27 protein-coding genes and 1 pseudogene are annotated in these 25,432 nt (G+C 27.1%); all 28 read left to right on the forward strand.

The features are described from left to right. The first annotated feature begins 4 nt into the window (after window positions 1–4). The 28 genes and pseudogenes from cdiI (at window position 5) to NG918_RS06020 (ending at window position 25,405) form a co-directional block, all read left to right on the forward strand. Entirely contained in the window at window positions 5–355 is a 351-nt protein-coding gene (gene cdiI / locus NG918_RS05885) for a ribonuclease toxin immunity protein CdiI (RefSeq protein ID WP_252214040.1), read from the forward strand. A gap of 22 nt (window positions 356–377) precedes the next feature. Further along, a complete protein-coding gene (locus NG918_RS05890) occupies window positions 378–767 on the forward strand; it encodes an Imm50 family immunity protein (RefSeq protein WP_252225250.1) in 390 nt (129 codons plus the stop codon). A 388-nt stretch (window positions 768–1,155) separates the two neighbouring features. After that, complete coding sequence (locus NG918_RS05895) at window positions 1,156–1,470, forward strand: hypothetical protein (protein WP_252225252.1); 315 nt, start codon at window positions 1,156–1,158, stop codon at window positions 1,468–1,470. A gap of 549 nt (window positions 1,471–2,019) precedes the next feature. Further along, on the forward strand, window positions 2,020–2,424 hold the full coding sequence (locus tag NG918_RS05900) for a hypothetical protein (RefSeq protein ID WP_252225255.1): 405 nt from the start codon (window positions 2,020–2,022) through the stop codon (window positions 2,422–2,424). A 145-nt stretch (window positions 2,425–2,569) separates the two neighbouring features. Next, on the forward strand, window positions 2,570–3,085 hold the full coding sequence (locus tag NG918_RS05905; protein ID WP_252225257.1) for a hypothetical protein: 516 nt from the start codon (window positions 2,570–2,572) through the stop codon (window positions 3,083–3,085). A 120-nt stretch (window positions 3,086–3,205) separates the two neighbouring features. Continuing rightward, complete coding sequence (locus NG918_RS05910) at window positions 3,206–3,589, forward strand: hypothetical protein (RefSeq protein WP_252225259.1); 384 nt, start codon at window positions 3,206–3,208, stop codon at window positions 3,587–3,589. 11 nt (window positions 3,590–3,600) lie between these two features. Next, the gene (locus NG918_RS05915; protein WP_252225261.1) at window positions 3,601–4,233 is read left to right on the forward strand and encodes a hypothetical protein; all 633 of its coding nucleotides are present in this window, start codon (window positions 3,601–3,603) and stop codon (window positions 4,231–4,233) included. Window positions 4,234–4,257: 24 nt separating this feature from the next. Next, window positions 4,258–5,151 carry a hypothetical protein gene (locus tag NG918_RS05920; RefSeq protein WP_252225263.1) on the forward strand — a complete coding sequence of 298 codons (894 nt, stop codon included), beginning with the start codon at window positions 4,258–4,260 and terminating at the stop codon, window positions 5,149–5,151. A gap of 195 nt (window positions 5,152–5,346) precedes the next feature. Next, window positions 5,347–5,709, forward strand: coding sequence for a hypothetical protein (locus tag NG918_RS05925; RefSeq protein WP_252225265.1), 363 nt, complete (start codon window positions 5,347–5,349; stop codon window positions 5,707–5,709). Between the two features lie 259 nt (window positions 5,710–5,968). Continuing rightward, window positions 5,969–6,868, forward strand: a complete 900-nt coding sequence (locus NG918_RS05930) for a DUF4474 domain-containing protein (RefSeq protein WP_252225267.1) — start codon at window positions 5,969–5,971, stop codon at window positions 6,866–6,868. 55 nt (window positions 6,869–6,923) lie between these two features. Then, entirely contained in the window at window positions 6,924–7,787 is an 864-nt protein-coding gene (locus NG918_RS05935; protein WP_252225269.1) for a DUF5104 domain-containing protein, read from the forward strand. A gap of 581 nt (window positions 7,788–8,368) precedes the next feature. Continuing rightward, window positions 8,369–10,741 carry an RHS repeat domain-containing protein gene (locus tag NG918_RS05940; RefSeq protein WP_502801306.1) on the forward strand — a complete coding sequence of 791 codons (2,373 nt, stop codon included), beginning with the start codon at window positions 8,369–8,371 and terminating at the stop codon, window positions 10,739–10,741. Continuing rightward, window positions 10,741–12,459 (forward strand): RHS repeat-associated core domain-containing protein, encoded by a 1,719-nt coding sequence (locus NG918_RS05945; protein WP_252225273.1) that lies wholly within the window; start codon window positions 10,741–10,743, stop codon window positions 12,457–12,459. Before NG918_RS05940 ends, NG918_RS05945 begins: the two co-directional genes overlap by 1 nt. A gap of 94 nt (window positions 12,460–12,553) precedes the next feature. Next, window positions 12,554–13,234 (forward strand): SMI1/KNR4 family protein, encoded by a 681-nt coding sequence (locus NG918_RS05950; protein ID WP_252225276.1) that lies wholly within the window; start codon window positions 12,554–12,556, stop codon window positions 13,232–13,234. Window positions 13,235–13,265: 31 nt separating this feature from the next. Beyond that, complete coding sequence (locus NG918_RS05955) at window positions 13,266–13,898, forward strand: SMI1/KNR4 family protein (RefSeq protein WP_252225278.1); 633 nt, start codon at window positions 13,266–13,268, stop codon at window positions 13,896–13,898. A gap of 244 nt (window positions 13,899–14,142) precedes the next feature. After that, window positions 14,143–16,809, forward strand: a pseudogene (locus NG918_RS05965) (RHS repeat-associated core domain-containing protein); the annotation flags it as partial. A gap of 33 nt (window positions 16,810–16,842) precedes the next feature. Next, on the forward strand, window positions 16,843–17,403 hold the full coding sequence (locus NG918_RS17185; protein WP_502801307.1) for a hypothetical protein: 561 nt from the start codon (window positions 16,843–16,845) through the stop codon (window positions 17,401–17,403). A gap of 17 nt (window positions 17,404–17,420) precedes the next feature. Beyond that, window positions 17,421–17,972, forward strand: a complete 552-nt coding sequence (locus NG918_RS05970) for a SecY-interacting protein Syd (protein WP_252225282.1) — start codon at window positions 17,421–17,423, stop codon at window positions 17,970–17,972. A 177-nt stretch (window positions 17,973–18,149) separates the two neighbouring features. Further along, window positions 18,150–18,617, forward strand: a complete 468-nt coding sequence (locus NG918_RS05975; protein WP_502801308.1) for an RHS repeat-associated core domain-containing protein — start codon at window positions 18,150–18,152, stop codon at window positions 18,615–18,617. 98 nt (window positions 18,618–18,715) lie between these two features. Next, the gene (locus NG918_RS05980; protein WP_252212430.1) at window positions 18,716–19,705 is read left to right on the forward strand and encodes an Rpn family recombination-promoting nuclease/putative transposase; all 990 of its coding nucleotides are present in this window, start codon (window positions 18,716–18,718) and stop codon (window positions 19,703–19,705) included. 306 nt (window positions 19,706–20,011) lie between these two features. Next, window positions 20,012–20,632 carry a hypothetical protein gene (locus NG918_RS05985; protein ID WP_252225288.1) on the forward strand — a complete coding sequence of 207 codons (621 nt, stop codon included), beginning with the start codon at window positions 20,012–20,014 and terminating at the stop codon, window positions 20,630–20,632. A gap of 59 nt (window positions 20,633–20,691) precedes the next feature. Next, window positions 20,692–21,084 (forward strand): hypothetical protein, encoded by a 393-nt coding sequence (locus NG918_RS05990; protein WP_252225290.1) that lies wholly within the window; start codon window positions 20,692–20,694, stop codon window positions 21,082–21,084. A gap of 19 nt (window positions 21,085–21,103) precedes the next feature. Continuing rightward, window positions 21,104–21,439, forward strand: a complete 336-nt coding sequence (locus NG918_RS05995; RefSeq protein WP_252225293.1) for a hypothetical protein — start codon at window positions 21,104–21,106, stop codon at window positions 21,437–21,439. A gap of 2 nt (window positions 21,440–21,441) precedes the next feature. Further along, window positions 21,442–21,969, forward strand: a complete 528-nt coding sequence (locus NG918_RS06000) for a hypothetical protein (protein WP_252225296.1) — start codon at window positions 21,442–21,444, stop codon at window positions 21,967–21,969. A 505-nt stretch (window positions 21,970–22,474) separates the two neighbouring features. After that, a complete protein-coding gene (locus tag NG918_RS06005) occupies window positions 22,475–23,080 on the forward strand; it encodes an SMI1/KNR4 family protein (protein ID WP_252225298.1) in 606 nt (201 codons plus the stop codon). A gap of 544 nt (window positions 23,081–23,624) precedes the next feature. Continuing rightward, window positions 23,625–23,801, forward strand: a complete 177-nt coding sequence (locus tag NG918_RS06010; protein WP_252212411.1) for a hypothetical protein — start codon at window positions 23,625–23,627, stop codon at window positions 23,799–23,801. Window positions 23,802–23,887: 86 nt separating this feature from the next. Next, window positions 23,888–24,862, forward strand: coding sequence for an Rpn family recombination-promoting nuclease/putative transposase (locus tag NG918_RS06015; RefSeq protein WP_252225300.1), 975 nt, complete (start codon window positions 23,888–23,890; stop codon window positions 24,860–24,862). Window positions 24,863–24,931: 69 nt separating this feature from the next. After that, window positions 24,932–25,405 carry a hypothetical protein gene (locus NG918_RS06020; protein ID WP_252225303.1) on the forward strand — a complete coding sequence of 158 codons (474 nt, stop codon included), beginning with the start codon at window positions 24,932–24,934 and terminating at the stop codon, window positions 25,403–25,405. Window positions 25,406–25,432 lie beyond the last annotated feature (27 nt).

Below are 25,432 nucleotides of genomic sequence, written 5' to 3' on the forward strand. Positions count from 1 at the left end.
AGAAATGAGAGTTTCAGGAGAAAAAGAAAAGTATTTAAATTATTATTTTGATAATATATGTTTTTTAGGAAAATTACAAATTAGTGCTTTGAAGACAATGGCAGAAATGAAGGGCCAAGGTGCAGAGTATATTTCTTGTTCATTTGATCCAGATGATGAGGATTATGTTGAAGGTTGTGTTACTTTGTTTTTCTGGAAGCCTGCAGATGATGAGGATACAATGGTTGTTGTAGAAAACAGTATGTTTTATAGATACCTTTTACAGACTTGTGAAAATCATATAACTAAATACTCGGAGGATAATGAGAAGATACAAGAATATCTAGCTCAAATAAAGATGCATCTTAATATTTAAAAAATAGAAAAGGAGAATATTTATGTGGTATGATTGTTTAGATAATAACAAGTTTTTAAGAACTCTATATAATTCAGTGCCAATGTTAGGAGAGGTACAGATAACTAAGTTAGCTATTTCTGATAGTGGAAACAGAATTACGATTGCATTTAAGATGCCGTTTTATCCTGAATCTCCACCTAAAAAATGGAAGGAAAGAAATTATAATTCAGTAATGCTAGAACTTGACTTTTTTGCTATATCTATGTTAAATATTAATGCAAATACTAATTATTATATTGGTAATATTGAAATAAAAAGAACTGAAAATCAATTGATTGATATAACAATATCCGGAAATATAAATGTTCAATTTCAAGCTGAATCTGGATTGATTCAATCTGTAGAAGGATATATTTTAAGAAGTGAATAAATTATGTTATAAGAAGCTGTATGAAAGACACATGGAGAATGTCAACTGTGATCTAGTAAGGAAAATTAAAGCACCATATTTACAAAGATGCTGATGATGTAGTGGTAGGATTATTTCATTATAAGAAAAGGAATGCACTAGAATCATATCAGTTTGGAAAGATTCTGAAAATATAATTAATGGAATATCGGAACATTGAAATTAGCAGGTAGCTACATTGTTTAAATAAAGTAACTACAAAAACATAAAGTTTACTGCATAATTATAATTTTGTAGTGATTAGCTAAATAAAAATTAAATTAATGGTAAAATGGTAGTAATAGTAAAAATATTACTACCATTAACTTTTGTAATTACAGTTTCAGCTCTAAGTAAAGGAGTAGAATATATGTTTATTAAATATGATGAGTATGAGTTATTAGAGTTGTTTTGTAATGAACCTATTAGTGTTGGAGAGGTTGAAGCTGGTGAACTTATTTATTCTTTAAAGGATGATAAAGGATTTGAAATAGTTATGTTCATGGATGTATATAGGAAAATTTGTGAAGTAACAATAACTTTTCAAGAATTAATAGTTTTTACTTGTAAGATTGAGAATGTTGAGAGCATTAATAAAATAGGTGATGAAATGATAATTAATGATGTAAGCAAAAGCATATTAAAAATAAAATTTAAAAAGCAGATAGGAGTTGGGATGTTATAAGAAGACTAAAGTAGACTCAATGCAAAACTTGTAAAAAAGCTTACTGAAAAAGTTTAATATTGAGAAATGATATTATAAATTAATGAGATTGCATGATCTAAATAATGTAGTGAGTAGGGGGATAAGAGTTGCAGATAAATTTAAAAAGTAATTTAATGCTAGTGAAATTAAAAAATATTTTTTAAAAACTCTATTACCGTACCCCCCTTTTTTACCTAGATTAAAAGAAAATATAGTTTTAACTGAAATGTCGATACTTCAATAGTATTGATATTTTCTTTTAATAGAAGGTGCTAAGGACTGAAAGATTTTCTACTACCTAAATCCATGCATATAACTGATAAATGAGTTCATGGCTAATTAAACCTAATACATTTAGAGGCAAGTAAAACAAGGATAAGAATGATGTGTAGCTTGATAAGCAAGGAAATTCAGAATATGCAGCAAGAGTAGGAAAAGCTATATGGAAGGAAATTAAAGATGAATATAAACGTGATGTAATAGAGGGAGATGCTAACTCTGAGTCATATTTTACAGGAAAGGCATTGTTTGAGGCAGCTTTATTATTCGATCCTACAGTTACTAAACTTAATAAATCTGAAAAAAATTGCTAAAACATCAGAAGTTATTAGTGAAGCTGAGAAGGTTAGTAAAGAATCAGAAGTTATTAGTGAAGTTGAGAAAATTACTGAAGTGGTAGATAATCCTACAGGTACAGTTTGGGATAATATTACTGGAACAGCTGATAATATGGCAGTAACAGAAATACCTGCAACATTTCAAATTAAATTGGATGATAGCATTTCATATGCTAATCCAAAAACGGGTTCAAATGTTTTATGGACAAATGCAAATGCAACAGAGCATATGGGTGAATATGTTTCTAGATTCGGGAAAGAAAATTGGAGTATTGATGTTAGAAGCCAAGCTATGTTAGAAAGTTATTCTGCTTAATTAAATGACGCAATGGAAAAGCTTGCGACGCAACCACCAGGAAGATATTTTGAGAAATATGGAAATTGGGAGTTAGGTATAAATACAGAAACAGGTGTTGTATACCATGCAAAAATGTTATATTAATGATTGAGGTGAAATTATAATGAGGATTAAGACAACAGATTTTAAATTTGATTATACAAGATATATTGAAGGTATGGGAAAAGGCTTAGTACTATTTAAAGTCAAAGCAAATAAAAAAGCAATTGGACAAAATTATCATTATTTTTATGAAGATAAGAAGAAGCCACCTTTGGATATTGCTGTTAATCCTAAAAATAAAATGATTGAGTATGTGAGTTTCTTTGCTCAAGATGAGAAAATTGGTCAAATGAGTTTAAATTTAAATATTACATTTGTAACTAAAAATATTACATTTGATTGCTTCAATATAGATGCAAATCCTCCAGAAGAAAAAATTATGAAAAATTTTATATTAAATTTTAATTATAATAATTTATATTTATTAGATTCAGAGGCTTCACAGGATTTAATAGGATATGAAATTAATATTGATAACCATATTTTATTTGATCAAGATAATATTTTTCGTGGTATATTGTTTAGTAATATTTCTGATGAGGAAATAAAGGAAATGAGACAATCAGTGGTTTTATAAATATTCATAGTGTAGTTAATAGAAAATGTTGATGATGTATTAGATGAAGCATATAGAAGATTAACATGTATAAAAATATATGAACTACAAATAAAATCCTCCTCACTTGTATAATTAAAGATGAGGAGGATTTTTAGTGAATATGAAAATTCAATGGAACCATATAAAGATGATTTGGAGGCTATTGCTGAATATGATCCTGATAATTATGAAAAATATAAGAAAATTGCTGAAGTTGGAGCAGCAGCAGATGCGTGCACACTTGGATATGTAAGAGGAATAATTAATACTCCTCCAACAGTAGCACAGTTGATACCGTATTATGACAATCCTGAATGGACTGAAAATTGGATGGATTTTGTAAATAAAAATGTAAACACACGAACTATAATAGAAAAAACAGATGAAGCATTTAAAGACCCAGTTACAGGTCCTAAATTAAAGTCTTTTCTTAGATCAGATACTTTAGATCAATTTAAAAAGAATATGAAAGATGATGAATAGGAAGTTGGAGTATGAGAGATAAAAGTAAAAAAATATATTATGAAAATTCAGGAATTATTGTAGAAAAATGGATAAGAATAATAGTTTTCACATATTTAATAAGCTGGGCGATAATTTCATTATTGGGATATTTATTTATAAAGTTAAATGTTTATGGAGAATACTATAAAATTTTTACTTTTTATCTAATAAATTTGCCTGGAATACCACTACTTTTAATAGGGCTTATAATTAATGAATTAACTTATTTCCTTAAGAATAAAAGTTATAAAAGAGTAGTTTGTTTAATAATTTCAGCATTGTGTATATTTGGTATTAGTTATAAACTTATAAAATATAGTGGATCTTATAGATGTTATAAGGATTTACATTATGTTATTAATAATACTTATTGTGAAGTGAATAGGAAAGATGAACAAGAGCAGGAACAGGAGCAATTAGAAACAAGTACTTCAAATGTACCAGAAGTTAATTCATTGCAGATATCAGAGGATTCTTATGATTATCCAGCAGATCATTCAAAAGGCTTTTGGGAAGAAATGGAGGCAATAACTGGGCTTGCTGGTGCAACTTTGGTGGCATATGTAATAATATCAGAGGGATCTCGATTATTTCCTCCAAGAAATTTAATACCAGTACCATAAATATATAATGAGGTGAAATAAATCATGAATAGAAAAGTAGAATATACAAGACGAATCTATGGATGTATTTCAACATATGATTCTTTGTTAGATAAGGGAACAGTAATAATTAATATTATAGAAGAGTTTATAGACAAAATAGTTAAACCAATAAATAAGGATTTGTCGTATGTAATTAATTCAGGACGAAAGAAGCAGAAATATGAAGCATCAAATTGGGAGAAAACTAAAATTTTAATTAATGAAGGCAAAATAGAAAATATATCTTTTATTCATTTTGATAAAAAGATGATTGAGGCAGCAATTAATGGGATAGATTGCCCAGAAGCAAATATATTTCCAGAGCTTATTAATTTTAATATTGTGTCAAATATTGAAAATTCTAAAAGGGCAAGTCTTATAGAATTTTCAATAAATAAATGGACTTGTGCCAAAGATGATTCTAAGCATGTTTGTTTGGAATATCAAAAGTTAATAAAAATGGTGTTAGCCAATATAGAATGTGTAGGTGGGTTTATTACATTAGATACTATGGATAAATATTGCTCTTTCAGCACACATGAAAGATATGTGGGACTTACATATTTTAGGGCATCAGAAAAATTTGATAAATATTTTAGAGGATATAGTTGGGGAAATTATTTAAGTAAAAATCATGTGAAGTTATTAGGTGGAATAGAAAAAATCAAAAATGAAGCGCCTGTCTATTTGGTTAAACCGATGAACGATAATGGAGTCTATTTGCAGTTAACAGAAAATATTGATGATGTATCAGATGAAGATTTAAGAAAATTAAAAAGATATTTTCAGCCTATATTACCTAAAGCTTCAAGAATGCTTTTCCCATCAGAAGCTTCATATAAGAGAATGATAATTGATGAAGATGATGAGTTAATTTATTTAAAAAATAAGAAGTAAATATAAATAAGTTTAAAATGAAGCATATAGAGAATTAACATGTATAAGAATATATGAACTACAAATAAAATCCTCCTCATTCATATAATTAAAGATGAGGAGGATTTTTAGTGTTAATAAATGTTTCAAATTACAAGTGAAGAAGAAGTTTATTGATTTAGATATGCACCTCCAACAACCAATATAATGTATGCAATGCCTAGTATTGGAGAAAGTGTAAGACTCTATTTCCCAAATGAAGGTAATGAAGAACCAATTATTACAGGCTGCACAAGAAAAAATGGAGATACGTGCGAAGGCACATCTTATGCAACAAATAGATACTTTCAAACAGAGCATGGAAGTGAAATAGCAATGCTTCCAGGAGCTTTAAATATAAAAGGTGGAAGTAAGGAACCATTAAGTATAAATTTTGAAGATGAAGCAGGAGTAACTCTTACAAGTCCAACTGGATTAAACCTAAATGCAGGTGGAGAAGTAGTAATAAGAACACCACATAACATAAACATAAGTGCTCAAAGCCAAATATTAATGACTAAGGCATATGAAAGAAAATAACAAGTCCAAAATGCCATGTATATTTTGCGTCAGGCAAGGAAACATAATGGTTTAATAGTGAGCTATTAGACCATTATGCTGACGCAACATGACACGAAATAGACTAGGATATTGACTTGTTATTATTTTGAATGTGCCTAAGGAAATACAGAAAATGGAGTTTCAATAGAAGGCGAATTCCATATAAAAGGTAATAATGTAATAAAAAATGGAAGCTGTAAAGAAACTTATGCTCCTTTTGCAGAAGGAGGAGTATAAAATGGATTTTAGTATTGGAAATTTAGTAAAAGGTGTTGTGGGAGCAGTTGCAAAAGTAGGAACTGTAGCAATTGGGGCACTTGATAGTTCTGTCTCCGTATCTAATAGTGTTCTTGGAGAACTGTACTTTGATGGAGATGGCGATATTGATGTTGATGAGGATTTTGAAGAAATATTAGAAGAATTTAAATTGTTAGTAGGTGCTATGTTAAAAGAAGATTGGCTAACAGATCCAGAAGGTAGCATGGTCGGTTTTGAAAACAGCATAAACGAGCTGAAAAATAGCGATGAGGCGGGAAATATTATAAAAAGCACTGATACATTCAAATGGTTTAAAAAGAAAACTCAAGAAGGAGATTTTCCTGAATTATTTGATATAGGTGGATTTGATAGAGACGAAAATGGAGTTTACCATGCTCAACAAGATGTTTTGCAGCAATATGGAGGATATACTGATTTACATGATGATGTATTTGATTTAGCTTGTAGTATGGATAAACAAAAATTTGATTTTTCAGTAGATGGCGATGATTATATAGTTTGGTTATGGAAAGGTGATTATTTAAATCTTGGAGTTGGAGCAGAAACAGGAATATATAAAGGTGGAGAACCACTTTGGGAATGTGATACTAATGATGCAATGCCTATGACATTAAGAGTGGAGGATACTAGTGGAAATGTAATTTATGATTGGAAGCCAGAAGAGAATAAATGGTGGTGTACTGGATTTAATCCTGCATATGAAGACTATAATGTGAAAGATCTTATATCTATAGGAACTATAGATTTTTCAAAGCATACTTATATGTGGGAAAATCTTAAAGAATCATGTAAAAAAAGAAATCGTAATATATGGGATTTTGATGATGAAAATTATATTGCTACTTATAAATGGAAATAGAAATATAAGATATTATTAAGGGTTTTATAAAATTTATAATTTTAAGGAGAGATTTATGAATATAAAAAAAATAACATTAATAATAACTGCTGTTATATTTTCATTTAATTTAATATCATGTGATTCATTAAAAGACAAGATGATAAATAAAAGATTAAACAAATTAAATGAAAGCAGTAAAATACGTGATAAACGTTCAAAAGAAGTATTCGAAGTTTTGAAAAATAAAGATAAAGAAGGCTTGAAAAAATTATTTTCAATAAGTGCGTTAAAAGAAGCTGAAAATATTGACGAAAGTATAGATTATGTTATGAATTTGCTTGATGTTGAAATAACTTCAATAGATGGTGGAGAAGGACCGTCATCAGAATCAAGCGGTGGTGGAGCATATGTAGCTGAAGATACATATGAATATACTATAATAACAGATAAAGGGGCATATTTACTTTTTTTGATTTATATTAGTGCAGATACATTTAATCGAGAAAATGAAGGGCTTTATATGTTTCAGTTAATAAAGGAAGAAGATAAGCAAACAGAATATGATGGTGGTAATGTAATAGTGTGTCCTGGTGTATATGTTCCACCTTCTAGTAAATATACAGATATAAAATTTCAAGATGGAGCTGAAATAGCAGGAGGATTTAAATTTTTAAAATATGCAGAAGATTATTCTGATGGGAAATTTAATATATATGCAACTATACAAAGTGATATTGCTTATGGTGATGTAGAAGTGTCATTTTGTTTTTATGATGTAAGTGGTAAAAAAATAGGATCAGCATCTCAAAGATCAGAAGATCCTGTAGAAGCAGGTGGCATATTTGAGGTGAAATTAACAGCAAGTGATTATCATAATAAAGATTTAAACTATGAAGACATAGCGAGCTGTAGATTTTCTGGAATATATGCTCGTTAAGTAAAAAGAAGTGCAATTTTTATTATGGATTAGTAAGTGATAAGTAGGTATTTCAATTGAATAGAGGATATAAAAGGGAATGATTCAGCAGGTAATATTATAAAGAATACTGATACATTTAAGCGGTTCAGAAAGAAAACAAGATGGTTTACATAAATATGGATGATATACTGATTTATATGATGATGTGTTTGATTTAGCTTGTAGTATGGATAAACAGAAATTTGATTTTAAAGTTGGTGATGAAGAGTATATAATCTGGATGTGGAAAGGGACTAATTTACATTAGCTATATTTTAATAATTTATAAAACTTTAAATTAAGTATTGAGTTTATTAAAAAAAATTAAATAATGGAGAAAACTATGAAAATTAAAGAGTTTTAATATTAAATTATTAGCTTTCTCGGGGATGTAGTAAGATTTGTGTAAAAACAAATTTACTACATCCTTTTTTGAATGGACTAATAACAGAATACACATACGATGAAAATAAAAATTTAATAAAAGAAATAGATAATAGAAAAAAGAAATACTATTTACTTATGATAGTAAAGGAAATTTATTAGAGAAGAAAACAAAGATTTCAGTTGGAGAATATAAAACTGAAAGTTACACATATGATTCTTATGGAAGAATAACAGCTAAGGTTGATGGAAATGATAATATTTCAAATTATGAATATGATAGCGGTAGTTTTATAGAAGGTAAAAAAGGAAAAGATCCTGTAAGAGTAACTACTAACAGTGGTTATGATTATGAATATGAATATGATGAAGTAGGAAGAAATACATCAATATCAACAGATTATGGAACTATAGAATTTGGATATAATAATCTTGACTATGTTTCAAAAATAAAAGATGGAAATGGAAATGTAACATTAAAATATTATGATAAGATGGGTAATCTTATAAGTATTTATACTCCTAATGTATGCTTAAATAATAAGCAAAATGGACAAGGTTATTACTATAAATACGATCATATGGATAGACTTATATCAATAAAGAACCCACTTGGAATTATAGATAAAAGTATACGAGATAGTGAAGGAAACATAATAAAAGAAATAAATCCTAATTATTATGATGATAAAACTGACAATGGATTAGGAATAGAGCATGTTTATGATAAAGATAATAGAAAGATAAAAACTATTTACCTAGATGGTGGAATTGAAAGATTTTATTATGATGCAAATGGAAATGTTATAAGGCATATAAGCCCAGAATACTACAATAAAGAAACTGATGATGGAGTAGGGTTTAGTTATACTTATAATAGTATGAATAAATTAACGTCTATATATAATGAAGAAACAGAAATTACAGAAAAAACTTTTGAATATGATCTTCATGGAAATATAATAAAAGAAATAGATAATGACAAAAATGCCACATTATTTAAATATGATTTAGCTAACAACTTAATTGAAAAGAATGTTCCTGTTGAAATAATAGATATAGATTCAAATGAAAGTGCAGATAATAAAAATTTAGAAAGTAAAATTAAGTATCAAGTAACTTCATATTGCTATGATAAAAATGGAAATAAGATATTAGAAAAGCATGGAATTGATGCTATATTTGAAGATGAAATATGCAACAATTATAATGAAATTTACTTTACTTATGATAAAGAAAATAGACTTATAGAAGTTAAAGATAAATGTGGAGCTAAGGCAAGATATAAATATGATTGCTTAAACAATAAAATATATGAAAGCTTTAAAATTAATGATACTACAAATAAAATAATTCATTATGTTTATGACAAAGTAGGAAATTTAATTGAGAAGAAAGAAGAGATAGATGGTAAATTTATATCTTCTAAGAATAAAGGAAAAAATATTTGGTCTATAACAAAATATGAATATGATAAGAATGGAAATTTAACTAAGATAATAACTCCAAAAGGTTATGAAATAGTAAAAGTTTATGATGAAATTGATAGAGTTATAGAAGAACATGAAAAAGATGAAACAAATAATATATTTAGAAGTCGTGTTTATACCTATGATAAAGCTAACAATATAATAAGCATAAATGAATATAGCGGGGAAGAAGCAAAACTTATAAATTCTAAATATTCAAGTGAATTTAATTATGATTTAGATATATTAACAAGATATGAAAACAAGAAGGAAAACGAAAAGCTATTTAAAGAGATTGACTTTAAAATCGATAAAAGGAAAAAGAATTACACTTATGATTCACAAAATAGACTTACTCATTTCACTAATGTAAGTGGAAATACAGCAAGATTATTTTATGATAAAAATGATAGAATAATAAAACAAGTACTTCCAAAGCAATATGATAGTGAAAAAGATAATGGGGTAGGAACAACATATAAGTATAATATTAAAGGACAAGTTGTAGAAGTTAAGAATGCTTTAGGAGAAACAGTTACTAAAAATGCCTATGATCCAAAAGGAAATCTAAAAACTTCAGTGGATGGAGAAAATAATAAGGTTGAATATACTTATACATTACTTGGCCAAATAAAGGATGTTGTAACTCCAAATTCAAAGAAAGAAAATAAAAAATCTCAAAGCTATAATTATGATGCTAGGGGAAATATTACAGGAATTACTGATGGTAATGAAAATGAAACAAGTTATCTTTTAGACGACTGGGGAAGAATAATTCAAATAACAACACCTGAAGGTGGAATAGAAAAATACACATATGACTACGCAGGAAATATAACAAGTACAACAGATGCAAATGGTGGAACTATTGAATACTTCTATAATAGTTTAGGACAAGTATGTGAAATAAAAGATCAAGAAGGAAATAGTGAATATTTCTATTATGATGAAGAAGGAAATTTAATAAAGCACATTGATAGAAATGAAAATATAGTTAATAGAAAGTATAATATTGATAAAGCCAAAGATTTAAATACAATCCAGATGGAACACTTAATAATGCGTACACTGGAAATATGATGTATAATTACACATATAATGATGAAAAATTACTTGAAAGTAAGAGTGCATCAGGAAGAACCTTAATAAGTTATACTTATGATAAAAATAATAATATCAAGAGTATAAAAGACATCACAGGAAAGAGCAGTATTTATAGTTATGATGATGCTGATAGAGTAAAGGCAATAGTAGATGATAATAAAAATACTTTAGCAGTCTATGATTATTACAAAAATCATAATATAAAATCTGTAACTTTAGGGAATGGAATAAAATCAGATTATACCTATGATGGTGATGGAAATGTAGAAAGTTTAGTTACAATAACATCAAATGGTGAAGTATTAGTAGATTATAAATATGCTTATGATTTAAATGGAAATAGACTACAAAAAGTAAGTTCAAAGCATAAGAATTTCTATTCTTATGACAGCATGAACAGATTAGTTGATTCAAGCTATGATGGAAGACAAGAGAATTTCACTTACGATAAGGTAGGAAATAGGCTAACAAAAACTACAAATGATATAACTGAAAGATATGTTTATAATGTAAAGAACCAATTGAAAGAATTACACAAGGATTCTGGTATAAACTACTTTACTTACGATAAGCAAGGAAATACAATAAAAGAAGAAACAAAAGATGGAAATAACATCTTTGAGTATAATACTTTAAACCAACAAGTAAAGGCCATAACTAAAGAAGGAAACACTTTAGTTAGTAGATATGATACAGAAGGCTTAAGAGTTGAAATTCAAGAAAATGAGAAATTAAGTAAATTCATTTTCAATAAAAATGGAGATATTTTAGTTGAAAGTGATGAAGATTATAATGTAATTTCTAGATTTACTAGAGGGTATGAAATTGTCGCAGCTGACATTGCTGACAAAACAAACAGCTCAATAAATTACAGTTTGTCACGATATTATTATTCTGTTGATGAGCAGGGCAGCACTGATTTTATAACAGATGATTCTGGAAATATTAAGAATGAATATTATTATGATGCTTTTGGTAATGTACTTGATTCAAGAGAAGAAGTTCATAATAGAATGACTTATACAGGTCAACAATTTGATGGAATAACTCAGCAATATTATTTAAGAGCTAGATTCTATAACCCTGTGATCGGTAGATTTACTCAGGAAGATGTATATAGAGGTGATGGACTAAATCTTTATGCTTATTGTGGAAATAATCCTGTTAGGTATTATGATCCTAGTGGGTATGATGCTAATGTATGCAAAGCAAAAGGAAGTACGCAAGCTAATAATGATCATCATAAAATGTATGGTGAGCATTCAAGAAATGGTGAAGTATTATTTGATGGTGATTTTATTAGTGGAAGTGAAGGAAAGAAAGGTAGATTAAATCAGCAAGAGGCATTGTTAACTCATACAGAAAGAAAATTTTTAAATTTTGTAGAGGATGATTTAGAACCAGGAGATAAATTAAAAATGAAAGGAACCCTACCACCATGCAGACCAGGATGTCAACCTGCAATAAGAACAACTGTAACTGAAAAACAAGTAAATATTAATTATAAAGCATCGTCTAATGGATATAAATATAAATGGACACCTGTTGATGAAAAGAATGCACCACTTATGAATGGAAATAAAACATTAAAAGGTTCAGTGATACAACAAATATATGATAATAATGGTAAGCAAATTAGTAGTCATAGGTATTGGAAAACAAATAAAGGAAGATGGAAGCGCGCAAAATATTAACTTTGATATTTATATATTTTTTATTTTTATAAGTATATTGTTTTAATTTTCCTATTTTAATAATAAATAAGTAATGTAAGGAAGGAAATGGAATATGATCAAGGATTATTTAAAAAAAATTGCAATAAATTTATATGGAAAAGATTTTGCTAATAAAGGAGCTACAATTAAACAAATTCAAATATGTGAAGACAGGTTAGGATTATCTTTACCAGTACCACTAAAAGAATTTTATGAGATTTTTGGAAATGACAAAGGAATTTTAAATTCATATCATTTTTTTTTGCCATTAGATGATTTGCAAATAATAGATGAAGGAATTGTTTTTTATGAATTAATAGATAAGTATAGAAAATATGGTATTCTAATAAAAGATATAAATAAGGATGATCCAATTGTTAGGTTGCAACAAGAGAATGATAGTACATGGTATATTGAGGCTAAAAACTTATCAGAATATATATTAAATAATGTATTTTGGCAAGGAATTAATTTAATGAGAGTTAAAGCTAAAATAAAAATAGATGAAGAAAATTTAGAAAAAAATATAAAAAATATTCTATATAGGGTAAGTGAGGAAAGAAAACTTTCAAGAGGAACTAAATATAGTTATTATGATAAAGAAGAAAATGTTATGGCAATATATCTTCATTATGAACAATTGTTAATTTTAGGTTCAAATGATAAAAGTAAATTAGAAGAAGTAGAAAATAAAATGAAAGTAAGCTTTAGATGGATTGAAAGAAAATTAACAAATGACGACATTTTTAACTAAAGAGTAAATTATAGGAATTTGGGTGAAAATATTGAAAGAAATTTTTAATAAAATTGATGAAATCATATTGAACAATAAAGAAGTAAATGTAGAAAATAATATAAGACAGATAAATTTAATTGAAAATAAATTAAACATAAAATTGCCTGAGGTATTAAAAAATTTTTATATTCAATATAATAAAAATCAGAATATGTTAACTGCTTTCTATATATTTAAAAATCTTGAAGAACTAGAAATAGAAAAAGACTTTTTAATAATAGGGTACTCAAATGAATATGTTGAAAAATATGGAATTTATGTCAATGATTTAGAAAGAGAATGTATTAATGTAAAAGTAGCGATATATAATGATTATACATCTAACTGGTTAGACTATGAGGAACTATCCAGTTTTATTGCAAATTGTATAGTATTTCAAACCATAAATTTATTAGATGCAAGTGCTGTATTAGATGCCCAAGAGATAATATTGGAAGAATATTTTAAACCATTATGCACTACAAAAAGTAAAGAAAATAAGCGTCTTAGTTACGTATCTAATGATGGAAATATATTAGCAGTGTATTTTGCTCATGAAAATATTATATACTTTGGAGCAACTACTGATGAAATATTAAATAAATTTGAAGAGCAGACTGAAATAGATCTTGATTGGTTATAATGTATATAAATTAATAATAACTGCATAACTGTAATAATGCAGTAAAAAATGAAATGAATCAGCTGAAATTTAAGTAGGCTGATTCATTTCATTTTTTTATGGTTAAATAAATACATATGATTTTAAAGAAGTTCCTTGATAGTCAACATCAGTACCTTTAGAGGTAAGTAAAACAAGGATAGTATGGATATGTAAGCTGATAAGTAAGGAAATCCTAGGCTCAATAATTCTACTTAAAAGTTAAGGAAAAAATATTTGGTCTATAACAAAATATGAATATGATAAGAATGGAAATTTAACTAAGATAATAACTCCAAAAGGTTATGAAATAGTAAAAGTTTATGATGAAATTGATAGAATTATAGAAGAGCATGAAAAAGATGAAACAAATAATATATTTAGAAGTCGTGTTTATGCCTATGATAAAGCTAACAATATAATAAGCATAAATGAATATAGTGGAGAAGAAGCAAAACTTATAAATTCTAAATATTCAAGTGAATTTAATTATGATTTAGATATATTAACAAGATATGAAAACAAGAAGGAAAACGAAAAGCTATTTAAAGAGATTAACTTTAAAATCGATAAAAGGAAAAAGAACTATACTTATGATTCACAAAATAGACTTACTCATTTCACTAATGTAAGTGGAAATACAGCAAGATTATTTTATGATAAAAATGATAGAATAATAAAACAAGTATTTCCAAAGCAATATGATAGTGAAAAAGATAATGGGGTAGGAACAACTTATTTTTATAATTTAAAAGGACAAGTAGTTGAAGTCAAAAATGCTTTAGGAGAAACAGTTACTAAAAATACGTATGATCCAAAAGGGAATTTAAAAACTTCAGTGGATGGAGAAAATAATAAGGTTGAATATACTTATACATTATTAGGTCAAATAAAGGATGTTGTAACTCCAAATTCAAAGAAAGAAAATAAAAAAGCTCAAAGCTATAGCTATGATGCAAGAGGAAATATTACCGGAATTACTGATGGTAATGGAAATGAAACAAGTTATCTTTTAGACGACTGGGGAAGAATAATTCAAATAACAACTCCAGAAGGTGGAATAGAGAAATACACATATGACTATGCAGGAAATATAACTTCAACTACTGATGCAAACGGTGGAACTATTGAATACTTCTATAATAGTTTAGGACAAGTATGTGAAATAAAAGATCAAGAAGGAAATAGTGAATACTTCTATTATGATGAAGAAGGAAATTTAATAAAGCACATTGATAGAAATGAAAATCATGTTGATAGAAAATATAATATTGATAGAAATATAGTTTCAGTTGAAGCATATCAAATGGATGAGGATGCAATAGCTTTAGAAGCAAGAAAAGCTGAGGAAGATGAAAAGAAGGAAGAAGAGAGAATTTCAAATATCTCAATGAATCAAGCACCACGTCGTAGAAGCTTTACAGAAAGAATGAAAGAGAAAAAAGAAAGGCAAAAATTAGAAGAGCAAAATCATCAAATAACAGAAAATAATAACTCTAAATATGAAGCTAATGAATATGAAAAGTATAAGCTAAATGTAATAAGTCAAAGATTTAAATACAATCCAGATGGAACACTTAATAATGCATACACTGGAAATATGATGTATAATTACACATATAATGATGAAAAATTACTTGAAAGTAAGAGTGCATCAGGAAGAACCTTAATAAGTTATACTTATGATAAGAATAATAATATCAAGAGTATAAAAGACATCACAGGAAAGAGCAGTATTTATAGTTATGATGATGCTGATAGAGTAAAGACAATTTTAGATGACAATAAAAATACTTTAGCATCTTATGATTATTACAAAAATGATAATATAAAATCTGTAACTTTAGGAAATGGAATAAAATCAGATTATACCTATGATGGTGATGGAAATGTAGAAAGTCTAGTTACAATAACATCAACAGGAGAAGTACTAGTAGATTATAAATATGCTTATGATTTAAATGGAAATAGACTACAAAAAGTAAGCAGTCAGCATAAAAATTTCTATTCTTATGACAGCATGAATAGATTAGTTGATAGTAGCTATGATGAACGATGCGAAAGCTTTACTTACGATAAAGTAGGAAACAGATTAAGTAAGACAACTAATGATATAACAGAAAAGTATGTTTATAATGTAAAGAATCAATTAAAAGAACTTCATAACAAAAATGGAGTAAACTACTTTACTTACGACAATCAAGGAAATACAATAAAAGAAGAAACAAAAGATGGAAATAATCTATTTGAATATAATACATTAAATCAAGCAGTAAAAGCTATAACAAAAGAAGGAAACACTTTAGTAAGTAGGTATGATACAGAAGGTTTAAGGTATGAAATAGAAGAAAATGAAAAGTTAAGCAGATTTATTTTCAATAAAAATGGAGATATATTAGTTGAAACAGATTCTGATGATAATGTAATTTCTAGATTTACTAGAGGATATGAAGTTGTTGCAGCAGATATTGGAGAGTATTCTAATGAAACTCACTGCTCACATACGTTTGCAGGAGTAAGTTCGAGTAACCAAATTATAAATTTGGACTCTCACTTAAACAGCTCGACAAATTACAGTTTGTCACGATATTATTATTCTGTTGATGAACAGGGCAGCACTGATTTTATAACAGATGATTCTGGAAATATTAAGAATGAATATTATTATGATGCTTTTGGTAATATACTTGATTCAAAAGAAGAAATTCATAATAGGATAACTTATACAGGACAACAGTTTGATGGAATAACTCAGCAATACTACTTAAGAGCTAGATTCTATAACCCTGTCATCGGTAGGTTTACACAAGAAGATGTATATAGAGGCGATGGGCTGAATCTGTATGCTTATTGTGGAAATAATCCTGTGGGGTATTATGATCCTAGTGGGTATTCTTGTGAGACTAAAGCGAGTGCTTTTGGAGAAATGTCTTATGAGGATGGAAAAAGATATAAAGAGCATTGGGAAAGTTTAAGTAATGGTAACGTAGATTATGAAACAAAAATAAGAAATTATAGGGGAATTGATATTAGTGGAATTGATTCTAAATATTTAGGTGATCCAAATTATATTGTAGAAATGCCATATGTAGGCAAGAATAAGAACAATAGTAATTCTCAAGGGTGGAAGAGAGATTCTAAATTCTTCTTCAAACAACTACAAGAGCAACAACCTGAAATTTTCAGTAAAGAAAATTTAAAGAGAATAAACAGTGGTAAAAGTCCTAAAGTAGATAAACAATTTATAAAGTATTTTCCTCAATATTCTGATAATAATAAAGAAATAATTAGGCATCATCATATAGGAGGAGGTAGTCAAGCTATGCCAATACCGGATAGTTTGCATCCAGGATATGGAGGTGTTCATAATATAGAGAAGGAATTTGGAATTTTAGTAGAAAACACATTAGATGAACTGTTAGCTAATGAAGCAGAAATAATAAAAAATAATACAGTTAGAACTAGAAATTGGAATAAAATTAAATAGAAGGAGTATAAAATGAAATGAGTGTAAAAAAAGCATTAGATAAATATTTTGAAAAAATGATAAAAGGATATAGCAAAACAAAACAAGGATTACCAATGACACCTAAAGAAGGTATAGATAACATAGGAATATATGTAGGTAAATCTAATGAGGATGATTGGTGTAAGTGGAAACCCATAAAGAAAAATAAAATAAATAGTTTTGAGCATATAGAGAAAATTTTGTGTGTTAATATAAATAATGATATTAAAGAGTATTTTAATTCATATTGGTTTTTGGAGTTAGAAGGGAAATTTAAGAAAAAAGATATAACTCTTGAAGTTGTAGTACCAGAAAGAGAATTAGAAATGTTCCAAAACAAGTTAATAGGGTATAAAGAAGCTCATAACAATGAATTAAAATATATACCTATAGGTATGGAAGAAGAACATGGATACTTAATTTTTATGGAAAATAGTACAGGAAAAATAAAAATTGAAAATCATGATAAAGGTACATTTAGAACAATTGCTAATAATTTAGAAGAATTACTTACTATTTTAGAACCATCAATAATTGATTTAGATTAGTAATAAATAATTTTTTGTGATTAATATCCCTCATTTTAGTATTAATTAAGATGAGGGATTTATAATTGTTAGAATTTCTATAAAAGTGAAAATATAAATCCAAAGTATAAATGATAAGATAAGAATGATAATGTAATTTCTAGGTTTATTAGGGGTTATGAAATTGTTGCAGCAGATATTGGAGAGTATTCTAATGAAACTCACTGCTCACATACGTTTGCAGGAGTAAGTTCGAGTAACCAAATTATAAATTTGGACTCTCACTTAAACAGCTCAATAAATTACAGTTTGCCTAGGTATTGTTATTCTGTTGATGAGCAGGGAAGCACTGATTTTATAACAGATGATTCTGGAAATATTAAGAATGAATATTATTATGATGCTTTTGGTAATGTACTTGATTCAAAAGAAGAAATTCATAATAGAATAACTTATACTGGCCAACAATTTGATGGAATAACTCAACAATACTATTTGAAAGCTAGATATTATAATCCTGTTCTAGGTAGTTTTATCCAAGAAGATGTATATAGAGGCGATGGACTAAATCTTTATGCTTATTGTCAAAATAATCCTGTTGGATATTGGAATCTAAGTGGATATGCAATGTGTCCACTGGATAATTGGTTTTATGTCAATATTTAGGACACTGAAAGTCAAACTTTAATCCTACAATTCTTGCTAAAATTATAATTAATAAGATATAATAGATATATGGACTTAAAGAAAGTGTGGTGAGTAATTTGCCTAAAAAACATGATTATGATGCAGCTTGGAAGACAATACTTGAAGCCTTCGAAGTAGAAGTAGTAGAAGTTTTATTTCCAGAAATATTTGATGAAATAGCATGGGAAAAGGGAACAGAAAGTTTAGATTTAGAGCTTGCAGAAATCCAAAGAGAAATATTTGATAAAGATAGTGCAGAAAAGATAATTTCAGATAAAATAATAAAGGTAAGATTAAAAGATAATAATAGCAAAATACTATTCATTCATGTTGAAGTTCAAAGCTATAGTAGCGATGAAGATGTCTTTGGAGAGAGAATGTTTAGATATTTCTATAGAATATGGGATAAATTTAGATATAAAAATAAAGATAAAAGTGAAGTTATAGCAGCAGCTATATATACTTATAAAGGCGAACGTGGAAAAGACACAAGATATGTGTATAGAGTTCCAAAGCTTGATGAGGAAATACTTGTATATAACTTTAGAACAATAGATATTGAAAAAATAGAATTAGAAAATATAAGTTATGATAATCCTTTAAAATTAGTATTTAAGATGGCGAAAACGCTTCTTGAAATAAAACCAAAAGATGAGGATGTTTATAAAGCAAAAATACAACTTGCAGAAGAGTTAGTTGAATACGATAAGATTAAAAATGAAGAACAAATAAAAGCATTAGCAGATTTTTTAGAATACTTATTTTTGATTGAAGATAAGGAATTAGAACAAAAATTTGAAGAATATAAAAGAGAAAGAGGAGGTGCTGTAAGAATGACAGTTGATCAAATAAGACAAAAGTATTATGAACAAAAAGGAAAAGAAATTGGAATTGAAGAAGGAATTCAAAAAGGAATTCAAAAAGGAATTGAAAAAGGAATTCAAGAAGGTGAATATAAAAAAGCAATAGAAGTTGCTAGGAATTTGTTGGATGTTTTAGATGATGAAACAATTGCATTAAAAACAGGCCTTAACATTGATGAAATAAAGAAACTAAGATTAAATTAAAGAATTAATAATTGAATACTAAATTGGTTTTTGAAAGCCTGTAAATAATATAATTTGAAATACTCCATTTATAAAAAATTTATAAATGGAGTATTTTTTCTGCAAAGAAATAAAGAAAAAACGGAGTATGGCAAACCAAAATATATAATTCACTTTTGTGTGGAGCATCTATCGAAGGAAAAGTTCTAGCCGTAAAAGAAGAGTTAGTAAAGATTCATTTAAATATAGACGAAAATCAAAGTGAAGAAGAAGCTTTTTGGTTTAGATCAAAAAGAAAATGAAAGATGATGAATAGGAAGGTAAATCATGAGATATAAAAGTAAAAAAGTATCTAATGAAACGTCAGGAGAAATTTTAGAAAAATGGATTAAAAGAATGATTTTCACATATTTAATAAGTTGGGCAATAATTTCATTATTGGGATATTTATTTATAAAATTAAATCTTTATATGGAATATTATTTTAATTTTATAATTGAGTTATTATTTGTGCCAGGTATAATAATATTTCTATTAGGCTTAATAATTAATGAATTAACTTATTTTATTAAGAATAAAAGTTATAAAAGAGTAACTTGTTTAATAATTTCAGCATTGTGTATATTGGGTATTAGTTATAAACTTATAAAATATAGTGGATCTTATAGATGTTATAAGGATTTATATTATGTTATTAATAATACTTATTGTGAAGAGATACAAGAATTAAAGGATATATATATATATACATCACATGGAAAGATGGTATTATCAACAACATATATAGAAACTATAGATTTTAAATTTCAAGTGGAAAGAAATATAGTAGAAAAAAGAGAGTTTAATAAGTTTAAAGCAAAATTTGATAATGTTAAGAAAGTAAGGATAAAATATTTACCTAATACCAATATCTTATTGAGTATAGAACCAGTAAAAGATGAAGGATAATTGAAGTAAAATAAAGATAATACAAATAATAAACTGTATTATCTATAGAACATACAGATGTGCTAACAGATAATCTTGATTTTGCAAAAAACGTATATTCAGTACAAGGTAGTACTAGTAAAACTATGGTAAATTCATTTAGAAGTAAAGGAAAAACAAAGTTGTCTAACATGCCCAATACTGGAAGCGGGCATACTCCACATGCATTAGATACTTGTGGGGGAGGCAGTGCTAATATGTTTTTGAATAGCTTTAGAAATAGCTATGCAAATGGAACCATGGGGAAAAGTTTGAACACTCATATAAATGATATAGTACCTGGAAAGGAACATGTATTTGAATTAACAGTTTCAACAAAAAATTCATCAGGAAAACCAGTAAAATTACTATTAGAACAATTTTTAGAGCAAAATGGGCAGCAATTAAATAAGTCGAAGTGTAAATCGAAATAGAATGGAGTGTAGTAGCAAAATGAACATTAACATGATAAATGATTTAGTAGATTGGGCAAACGAGAAACAAGAGAAAGATTTTATATTGTTTATGAATGATATTGATGAAAGGAAATTAATAATTAATACATCTTATTTTGGTGAACATGCAAGTGGAAAAATAAATAGATGGTCAATCCTTTATAATAGAAGATTTCCTGATTTTGATTTCGATATACAATTAGACAGTGAAGAATATTGTACAGCATTATCATGTTTAACAATGAAGAAATTTAAAAAGATTATGAATGATAAGTATGAGATTACTGACGAAGAAGGAAGAGTATTCACAATACAAAGTGAAAGAGGAGTATAAAAATGAAAAAACATATTATGAGTGTAGTAAAAATAGAAGATGAACTAGTAAGTGACTCTCAAATATATGTTGATAAAATTGGAGGCGATCCTACACATTTACCACCAGAAGATATAGATGTAATTGGATATTTTGTGATGCAAATATATAATAATGAACGAATTTCTGGAAATAAAGATGTACTTTGCTGGCAATTTTATCAAGATGATTTTGGGGGACCAATGGATGTAATAGACATACCGAGGGATGCTAAACTAAATATTAGTAAGCAGATAAAGAAAAGACGTTGGATTGATGAGTATTTAATTAAATATGAAGAAATTGAAGAAGATATAGTTAATGAGAAAGAGGAATATATTTCGGTAATAGGCGGAAAACCTAATGAACTTATTAAAGAGGACTGTGAAAATGAAAATGCACAGTATGTAGGTATTATTTATGATGATTTATGTCCATATGGTGATTTAGGATTAGGATATGACTATATGATTCTTGCAAAAGATTCAGAAGGAAGTTTAGTTGTAATCTAATTATTCTTGTATAAAATTTTTAGCTTATTATATATTATCAATCTTTCTATGTATGTTATATTAATTTTATAATAATAAAATTAATGGGTTCTTATAGTTTATAAAATTTAATACATGGATAAAAGCAGATAAAGTTAACAAAATAAAAGTTAAAAAGGTGGATAGCATTGACAAAAATAAAATTATCTACCTTTTTTGTTGTGCCAGCATGGGCATATATACCAAAAGGTTAATATTTTATTATTTTTAAATATAAATTTTAGAGTTATATGGACTTCAATTCTTTATATTTGGGAAATAAATCAAATTAATATAAAAAGATTGAGTATAGTATATATAAAATTTATTCCATGATATTTAATAAACCTTGATTTTAAGCCATTTGGAAAAATTGCCTAATTTAGTGCACAAGTCAAGTTATTAATTATAGCATAACTTAGGACAGAAGAGGTTGGATAACAATATTAACTTAACAAAACGCAAAATAGATATTGGAGGTAATATTATGATAAAAAAAGAAGATAAAGATTTTATAAAAAGTTGTTTTAAAATATTAAAAGAAAATCATCCAGAAAAATTTAAAATAGGAAATTTATCTACAGAAATTCCACAAGAGATGATAGATAAAGATAATAATGAATGGAAGTTAATAGAATCAAATGTTTTAGAAGAGGATATGGTTAGACTAGAAAAAAAATTTAAAGTTAAGTTACCAGAACTATATAAAGCATTTATATCTTCATATTTTTACGTATTTGATAAATTAGAAGGTATAGTTGATAATTATATGGATTATGATGATTATGATATTGAAGTAGAAATTATGAATCAAACACCGGATAAGCCGCTAGATGAAATAGATAATTTATTTAATGAATTTAAAGAACTTTTAAATTTTGGGTATATTCCAATAGGCGAAGTAGATTCTTATGGAATTATGTGTTTTGATGTATTAAATGATTATAGTTTAATATGGCTCGATCATGAAGAATATTATCAATGTGAGAGTAGAGATGAGCTTGAAGAAATAGCTGTAGTGGTATTTGGGGATTTCAGAAATTTCTTGGAATGCTTTTTCTGTGGAGTAAAATATGTATGTGAAGACATTTAGAGAAAAGATAAATATTAAGAGTAAAAATTGTATTGGAGGCTGTGTTAATGAAATTAAGTAATATAAAAAATTATAGACCATCAGGATTTGTATTGCTAAATAGCATAGAATTTAATACAGATATTTTTCTTTATATATATTAAATAAACAAAAGATGGAAATAACATCTTTGAATATAATACATTAAATCAAGCAGTAAAAGCTATAACTAAAGAAGGAAACACTTTAATAAGTAGATATGCACATATAAAAATGGTGCGTAAGCAGCCACCAAAATCTTTTTTATACAGAAGGTTTAAGAACTGAAATTGAAGAAAATGAAAAATTAAGTAAATTCATTTTCAATAAAAATGGAGATATATTAGTTGAAACGGATTCTGATAATAATGTAATTTCTAGATTTACTAGAGGTTATGAAATTGTTGCAGCAGATATTGGAGAGTATTCTAATGAAACTCACTGCTCACATACGTTTGCAGGAGTAAGTTCGAGTAACCAAATTATAGATTTGGACTCTCACTTAAACAGCTCGACAAATTACAGTTTGCCTAGGTATTATTATTCTGTTGATGAGCAAGGAAGTACAGTATTTATAACTAATAGAGATCAAAAAGTTAGAAATGAATATTATTATGATGCTTTTGGAAATGTTCTTGATTCAAAAGAAGAAGTTTATAATAGAATAACTTATACAGCCAACAATTTTAATATTTATGTTTAAGAAAAGTTTTAAATAGTATATAATTATAGATATAGAACAAAGTATTAATAATATAAGATAATGGACTCTTAAAAGGGGTGAATAGATTGTCAAAGAAGCATGACTATGATGCAGCATGGAAAACAATACTTGAAGCATTTGAGGTGGAAGTTGTAGAAGTATTATTCCCTGAAATATTTGATGAAATTGCATGGGAACTTGGGACTGAAAGTTTAGATTTAGAGCTTCAAGAAATTCAAAGAGAAATTTTTGATAAAGATAGTGCAGAAAAGATAATTTCAGATAAAATAATAAAGGTAAAGCTTAAGGATAATAATAGTAAGATTTTATTTATTCATGTTGAAGTTCAAAGTTATAGTAGTGATGAAGATGTTTTCAGTGAAAGAATGTTCAGGTATTTTTATAGAATATGGGATAAATTTAGATATAAAAACAAAGATAAAAGTGAAGTTATTGCAGCAGCTATATATACATATAAGGGTGAACGTGGAAAAGACAAGAGGTATGTATATAAAGTTCCAAATATAGAAGATGAAATTTTAGTTTATAATTTTAGAACAATAGATGTTGAAAAAATAGACTTAGAAAATATAAGTGATGATAATCCACTTAAATTAGTATTTAAAATGGCCAAAACGTTACTAGAAACAAAGTCAGCAGATGAGGATATTTATAAAGCAAAAATACAACTTGCAGAAGAGTTAGTTGAATATGATAAAGTTAAAAATGAAGAACAAATAAAAGCATTAGCAGATTTTTTAGAATACTTATTTTTGATTGAAGATAAGGAATTAGAACAAAAATTTGAAGAATATAAAAGAGAAAGAGGAGGTGCTGTAAGAATGACTGTTGATCAAATAAGACAAAAATATTATGAACAAAAAGGTGAAGAAAAGGGAATTAAAAAAGGAATCCAAAAAGGAATTCAAGAAGGCGAATATAAAAAAGCAATAGAAGTTGCTAGAAATTTACTGGATGTTTTAGATGATGAGACTATATCATTAAAAACAGGCCTTAGCATTGATGAAATAAAGAAACTAAGGTTAAATCAAAATAATTAAGAATTAAAGTAACAGCGATAATCAGAAATGGTGATATTGCTGTTATTTTTTATTTGAAAAATTAAACTTATGATTAATAAATTAAGGATGAAGTCACCATATGAGTTAATGAAGATAGTAGATATAAAAACATTTTATAAATCAGGTGGGTATGAGTTAGGTTTTCATGATACAGACTATTTTTACTATGAAATAAAGAGTAGAGAAAGATACAATATAGGAGATAATATTTATTTCAAGCAAAAGGATGTATATGTTAGTGATTATAAAGCCTGCAAATATCAAGATGAAATAATTTATAAATATAAATTGCGAAGAAAAAATGGAGTATGGCAAACTAAAATATATAATTCACTTTTGTGTGGAGCATCACTTGAAAGAAAAGTTCTAGCAGTAAAAGAAGAGTTAATAAAGTTTCATTTAAATATAGACGAAAATCAAAATGAAGAAGAAGCTTTTTGGTTTAGATATGCACCACCATCAGTAAATATAATGTATGCAATGCCTAGAATTGGAGTAAGTCAAATATTAATGACTAAATGAAATACAGAAAATGGAGTTTCAATAGAA

It is taken from the genome of Clostridium sp. ZBS2 (assembly GCF_023845855.1).
Lineage (GTDB): Bacteria > Bacillota > Clostridia > Clostridiales > Clostridiaceae > Clostridium > Clostridium aquiflavi.